Below are 2,617 nucleotides of genomic sequence, written 5' to 3' on the forward strand. Positions count from 1 at the left end.
GGTTACTCCTGATTCTTGTGAAGGATCGTATATCATTACTAGAACATGGACCTTAACTGATGATTGTGGGAATACTGCTAATGAACAAACACAAACTATTACTGTTACGGATAATACTGCTCCTACTTTTACAGCGCCAGCTGATATCGAAATTTTTACTGATGCGTCTTGTAACTATAATGCGTCGGTTGCACAAACTGGTGATGTTACTGACGAAGATGATAACTGTTCAACTTCTCTTGAGGCAACATTTACTGATGTAGTTACTCCTGATTCTTGTGAAGGATCGTATATCATTACAAGAACATGGACTTTAACTGATGATTGTGGGAATGCTGCAGCTGATCAAATACAAACAATAACTGTTACGGATAATACTGCTCCTACTTTTACAGCGCCAGATGATATTGAAATATTTACTGATGCGTCTTGTAACTATGATGCTTCTGTAACTCAAACAGGTGATGTTACAGATGAAGCGGATAATTGTTCAGCTTCGCTTGAGGCAACATTTACTGATGTGGTTACTGATGGCTCTTGTGAAGGGTCGTATTTCATTACGAGAACATGGTCTTTAACTGATGATTGTGGAAACACTACGACTGAGCAAACTCAAACTATTACTGTTACTGATAATACGGCGCCTACGTTTACGGCACCAGCTGATATTGAAATTTTTACTGATGCGTCTTGTAACTATGATGCTTCTGTAACTCAAACAGGTGATGTAACGGATGAAGCGGATAACTGTTCAGCTTCGCTTGAGGCAACATTTACTGATGTGGTTACTGATGGTCCTTGTGAAGGATCGTATATCATTACGAGAACATGGTCTTTAACTGATGATTGTGGAAACACTGCTACCGAGCAAACTCAAACCATTACTGTTACGGATAATACAGCGCCTACTTTTACGGCACCAGCTGATATTGAAATTTTTACTGATGCGTCTTGTAACTATGATGCTTCTGTAACTCAAACAGGTGATGTAACGGATGAAGCGGATAATTGTTCAGCTTCGCTTGAGGCTACATTTACTGATGTGGTTACTGCTGGTTCTTGTGAAGGTTCATATATAATAACAAGAACTTGGTCTTTAATTGACGACTGTGGTAATGCTGCTGATGACCAAATACAAACAATAACTGTTACTGATAATATAAGTCCAGATATATCTTCATGTGATGTTAAGGATACTATTTTAGAGTGTAATGGAAATGATAATGAAACTATAGCTACAACTTGGAATACTACTAATATAAATGAATTAACTTCTTGTGCTACGGATAATTGTTCTTCTAATTTAACTGTAACATCTGACTTTGACTTTAATAACTTTGTTAGTGCTTGTGGTTTTGGTGGTACTATTACTGTAAACTATACAGTAGCTGATGACTGTGGAAACATAGCCTCTACTTCAGCAACGTTAACTATTGAAGATACTACTCCTCCTACATTTACTGCTCCAGTTGATATCGAGATTTTTGTTGATTCTGATTGTAATTATAGCGCCAACTTATCAATTACCGGTGATGTTATTGATGAAGCGGATAACTGTTCTTCTCATCCAGAAGCTACATATATTGATACATTATCAGACGGTAACTGCGAAGGTTCATATATAATAACAAGGACTTGGTCTTTAGTTGACGATTGTGGTAATGCTGCAGCAGATCAAATTCAAATTATAACTGTTACGGACAACACAAGTCCAGATATATCTGCTTGCGATGTTAAGGATACTTCTTTGGAATGTAATGGAAATGACAATGAAACAATAGCAGCTGATTGGAACACTTCTAATATAAATGAATTAACTTCTTGTGCTACGGATAATTGTTCTTCTAATTTAACTGTAACATCTGACTTTGACTTTAACAACTTTGTTAGTACTTGTGGTCTTGGTGGTACTATTACTGTAAACTATACAGTAGCGGATGACTGTGGGAACATAGCTTCTACTTCGGCGACTTTAACTTTATCTGATACGACTGGTCCTGATTTAGCTAATTGTTCAATTACTGATACTGATGTTGATTGTACTGCTTCTGATAATCAAACTATTGCTGACCAATGGAACGCTGATAATATTGCTGCGCTTCAAGCTTGTGCTTCTGATAGTTGTGCTACAGATATTACGGTAATTTCTGATTACGATTACAACAACTTAAATACCGTTTGTGGTCCTTGTGGTAATATTACTGTTACATATACTGTAACTGATCAATGTAATAATAGTTCTACGGTTTCAGCTACGCTTAATTTTGGTGATGCGACTGGTCCTGACCTATCGGCTTGTACCGTTACTGACCAAACTCTACAATGTGATGGTGATAATAATCAAACTATCGCGGATACTTGGAATAATGATAACATTGCTGCACTTCAAGCTTGTGCTAATGATATCTCAGTTGTTATCTCTTCTAATTATGACTATAATAACTTTGATAGTTCTATTGTTTGTGGTTTAGGTGGTACGCTACCAGTTACATATACTGCTACCGATGCTTGTGGTAATGTAACTACGCTTTCTGCAACGTTAACTATTGAAGATACTACTGCGCCAGACTTAGCGTTATGTTCGGATGTTTCAGATGAAACTATTGAATGTGATGGT

Annotated in this window: 1 protein-coding gene; it reads left to right on the plus strand. The window is 37.0% G+C overall.

The window, feature by feature from the left end; translation table 11 throughout:
• Positions 1-2,617, plus strand: a 2,617-nt coding sequence (locus WA340_RS11460; protein ID WP_336129158.1) for a gliding motility-associated C-terminal domain-containing protein, incomplete at both ends; no start/stop codon positions are given.

Origin of the sequence: Mesoflavibacter sp. CH_XMU1422-2 (genome assembly GCF_037029245.1) — a bacterium.
In the GTDB taxonomy this organism is placed as follows: domain Bacteria; phylum Bacteroidota; class Bacteroidia; order Flavobacteriales; family Flavobacteriaceae; genus Mesoflavibacter; species Mesoflavibacter zeaxanthinifaciens.